Raw genomic sequence first — 4,443 nt, forward strand, 5'->3', positions numbered from 1 at the left:
GCCCGCTGGGATATCATAAACGCCATTTCACAGCCTCCTCCACACCTTATTCGTGCACCTTATCTTCCATTATAAACCACTCTGCGTCCATACACTATTTCCTTTGATGATATGAGAGCGTATGAGAACCCTTCATCTCTTGTGACCTGTTTTAAGATGGCGAGAGATATAGAATGAGGCGATATAGAGTAGTGTGCGAAGCGCTGAGAAATGATTTTATTGTTTTTACTATTATGAATTTTTCATATGTTGAAATAATGTAATTAAAGCTAAAAAAATAGAGTTACAGATTACGAAGACTGGATTAATTGTTTTAAGGCCTCCGTATCGTTACTTGTCAAAACAGGAATATATTCTGTTATTTTTTGGATGTCCCAGTCCCACCATTTCAGGGTTTGTAGCATAGCTATAGTTTCCTCATCAAACCGATAACGAATTAACTTCGCAGGATTTCCTCCTACAATGGAATATGGCCGAACATCTTTAGTCACCACGGCGTTTGACGCAATGATCGCGCCATCACCAATTTGAACTCCGGGCATAATGGTAGCGTTGTAACCAATCCAAACATCATTTCCAACCACAGTGTCCCCTTTGTAGCCCCCACTTAAATTGGGTAAACCAACTTCCCAATCTCCGCCAAACGCTCCAAAAGGAAAAGTCGTAAATGCATTTGTATTATGATTAGCACCATTCATAATAAATTTGGCTTTGGCTGCAATCGCACAAAACTTACCAATCTTTAATTTGTCCCCTATAAAATCAAAATGATAAAGGACATTTTTCTCAAAATCCAAAGGGTTATCATCATCGTCATAGTAGGTATAATCCCCGATTTCGATATATGGATTAACCACTACATTGTTCAAAAAACACAGACTTCTAATATTTTTCATCGGAAAAACGCTTCTTGTATCTGGACCACTCATTTTGCGACCCTCCCATATGGTTGTTCCTTCACCTAACTGGTAAAGGAACATCCAGTCTATCAGTATGCATACTATTAAACAAATGTAGATAGAAAAGTATCCCTTGGCCTTAGTTCTTGGCTTTGGGATACTCATGTGAACATATGTGATTGGGTTATCAAATCAGGCTTGCTTTTGTAAGGCTGGCGGACCTCCAGTCGGGCGAGGACGAACCCGAAGCCCCACGATCCATTTGCCCAGAGGCAAGCGTGCCAGTAGCCATGTTCCGGCAACGGAAAAGATCATACAGAGAACGAACGAAGCCAGCGTACGAAGAACGTGGCTCCAGTCTGCAAAAAACGTCTCGTCAAAATAATAGGTCACACGCAGCATAAAGGCATGCATGAGATACGCTCCATAGGACAACGTTCCGATGGCCGTCAGCATACTCGCCGCACGTCCCCCCTTATGAGCAATCCACGTCGCTACCCGATAAGCTACAAAAATAGACGCGACGCAATATACAGCCATGACCGGACGCAGCAAAGACAAATAGTTAAAGGAAAGAACTGTACCTCGCGGCGTCTGGAACTGACCGATCATCTCGTACAGTAAGTAGCCTGTAATCACGATAAACAACGGCCAGTATATCATCTGTGCTTTGGTTACCCAAGCATTCCAACGCTTGACGTTCATCCCGGCTGCCGCTCCTAACACAAAATAAAAGAAAAAGTAGATCACATTCCGGTCAGCGTACAAGGTAAACCAAGAGGTAATGACCGGAAGCTGGAGCTTATCCATCGCTTGGTATACGGGTCCAACGGCGAACATGAGCAAAATATATAGCACGCCGAATCCAGCCAATGCAGCGGGTCGCCATTTTGACGGCAGTAGCGCAGACAAATGACGGACCGCATAACGAAACACGGGAAATAACACATAACATTGGATAATCATAACGATGTACCATAGATGATAGCTGCTTTTCCCGTTCAATAGCTTCTGGAAAAAATCCAGCGGGTGAATATATCCACCACTTTGGGCAAGCTGATTTCCCAATTCGTATAAAAGAGACCATATGATATACGGAACGATGATGTCCATGAATCTTTTACGTAAAAACGTTCCGTACTTTAAGACCCCATCATAATTGTAAAATAGCACCATGCCCGTGATAAACACAAACACCGGAACTGCAAATTTGGAACACAGCAGTAAAAGTGTCATCAAAACCCCGTCCTGGATGCGCGCCCCCTGCGCAACCGCATAATGTGCGACGGAATGCTGAAGAACAACGGCGGCAAAAGCCAGCCCTCTTAGCAAAGCGACTTCGGAAATTCTCTCTTTTTGACTCATGTCACTCTCCTGTTACATCTAGCAATTTATAAATCCAGTATTTTTCAAAATCCTCAAATCTATTATAACGACAATTCTGTAAAAATATATAGAAGGATAAACGTGCCAACAACAAGCAAAGCATCATTTATCTCAGGTTTATTCTATGTTTCACTAACATGTAAAAGCAGCAGTCTTCCCTCTCGGGGAGACTGCTGCTGTAGAAACAACCTATATACAAAGGAGATAGGAAAGCCTGTTAAATCACGTTCTCAACTAGCCGTTAGTTGTTTACAGGTTCCTTCTAGTATCTGTGTACGCATCTGTCCGCGTATCCGCCACCGTATCATCATACGTTCTGTAACGATCCGCATTCAGCGAACGGTTGGTGCGGAAATATCATAAACATCCCTGTGATGGTCAGCAGAATCCACCAGCACTAAAATCTTGCCCTGATCGACGTATGTCTCGTATTGACGTGCATCATCTTCTGGAATGCCTAGCCCGACCAGTCCACCGACCAAGCCACCTGCTCCCGCTCCGACAGCTGCTCCGGTAAGAGTAGCCGCGATAGGTCCAGCAGCAAGGATCGGTCCGATACCCGGAATAGCCAAGGCCCCGATGCCTGCCAGCAAGCCAGCAACGCCGCCCACAATACCGCCGGTAGCCGCCCCTGTCGCTACACCCTCCGGTGCTTTGGTGCCTGTCTCTTCACTAATCGTCCTTAGCTCGTCACGGTCACGGGTGATCACAGAAATTTCACTGCTTGGGATTCCTTTGCTCTGCAATTGTCCTATCGCACGAGATGCTTCCTGCTCTGTATCAAAAACACCAACAATTTTCTTTTCATTATAATCGTTTAAGTTATTAGCCATAATAGTTACCTCCCAATATTTTGGTGTTGAGTGGTTCGTCTTTCATTACCCCGCCATTATGACGTTTAAACGATTTTACGAAAATTCAAAAGTCGATACCCTTCAATTTGAAACCATTCTATAAAAGTTACATATGGAGCCACTGCGCAGTCAGATAGTGCTTCCCATCGCTGTTGTACCCAGATTTCCTGAATGAACGTGCAAGAGTAGAAACCTGGAGACAAAGGCGACCGCTTCCGCTTGTACAGCACCATTCTGCCTACTCCGTTTTTATGTGAATTTTTTGAATTCAGCTTACTACTTCTCACACCGTTCTGTCGCATAATAAGACAGTTGCTGGTCAACGCTTTGGCTTTGACCTGTTGGTCGCCACAGCTTCCAGTGGATCATCCGGCCAATAATGCTTGGGATATCTGCCCTTCAGGTCCTTTTTGACTTCAAAGTAAGCCTCGCTCCAGAAGCTGGACAAGTCGGACGTCACTTGGACAGGTCGCTGGGCAGGTGACAGTAAATGCAATACAATGGGTACGCGTCCGCGTCCAATAAGAGGCGTATCCCTCATACCGAACAACTCTTGTAGTCGTACGGCCAGCGCTGGTGCCTCAGGATTCGAATAATCGACAGGAATGCGGGAACCGCTGGGTACGCGGATATGCGTCGGCGCTTCCTGATCAAGCTGCTGCCGCTGTTCCCAATCTAGCCTGCCTAGCAGCAATGCAGCACTGTCCAGCCGTTGCAAATCGGATACATTTTTGGCTCCTAGAGCAAAAGGCAACAGCCACGATTCCAGTGAATCCAGCAATGCCGATTCCGTGCAGTCCGGCCAGTCCTCAGGGGCCGAGAAGTGCATAAAAATCAAACGCGCCTGCAACTGGAGGGTTTGCCGATTCCATGACAGCAGCTTTAGACCTCGTTCACGGACACCCTGCATCAAGGCAGCAGCTACTTCCTCTGCCGGAGGTCGCTCATAGGACGTTTCCTTTAAGACAAGTGAGCCCAGCCACAGTACTTTGCGGGCTCTCACTGCTGAGGCGGAGCTATCCCAGTATACGTTAGCTTGTTCCAACAGCATTTCACTGCAATGTTCGACCAGCTCTTGCAGTTCAATTGGTGCCGCCAACTGAATAGCACCGTCTGCTCCCTCGTCGTCCACTTCAGCGGCGACGAGATAGGACGAACGCGACATCCACTCCACTTGTCGGAGTCGCGCCCCCCGACCGCCGCTAAGCAAAAAGCGGCCATCCCCCCGGCCCTGCGCGATCCGATCCGGGTACGCAAAGGCCAACAGCAGCCCGCAAGCCGCGGAGCCGTCAGGCTCGTCCTGC

3 protein-coding genes and 1 pseudogene are annotated in these 4,443 nt (G+C 46.9%); all 4 read right to left on the minus strand.

From position 1 onward, the window contains the following. Window positions 1-290: 290 nt before the first annotated feature. A complete protein-coding gene (locus GRP75_RS19890) occupies window positions 291-929 on the minus strand; it encodes a CatB-related O-acetyltransferase (protein WP_023988294.1) in 639 nt (212 codons plus the stop codon). Between the two features lie 162 nt (window positions 930-1,091). Further along, window positions 1,092-2,264 (minus strand): acyltransferase, encoded by a 1,173-nt coding sequence (locus GRP75_RS19895; protein ID WP_023988293.1) that lies wholly within the window; start codon window positions 2,262-2,264, stop codon window positions 1,092-1,094. Window positions 2,265-2,534: 270 nt separating this feature from the next. Next, window positions 2,535-3,118, minus strand: a pseudogene (locus tag GRP75_RS19900) (general stress protein). A gap of 340 nt (window positions 3,119-3,458) precedes the next feature. Next, a partial coding sequence (locus GRP75_RS19905; RefSeq protein WP_272917223.1) for an ATP-dependent helicase C-terminal domain-containing protein occupies window positions 3,459-4,443 on the minus strand: 985 nt, incomplete at its 5' end.

Origin of the sequence: Paenibacillus sp. OT2-17 (assembly GCF_009827695.1) — a bacterium.
Lineage (GTDB): Bacteria > Bacillota > Bacilli > Paenibacillales > Paenibacillaceae > Paenibacillus > Paenibacillus polymyxa_B.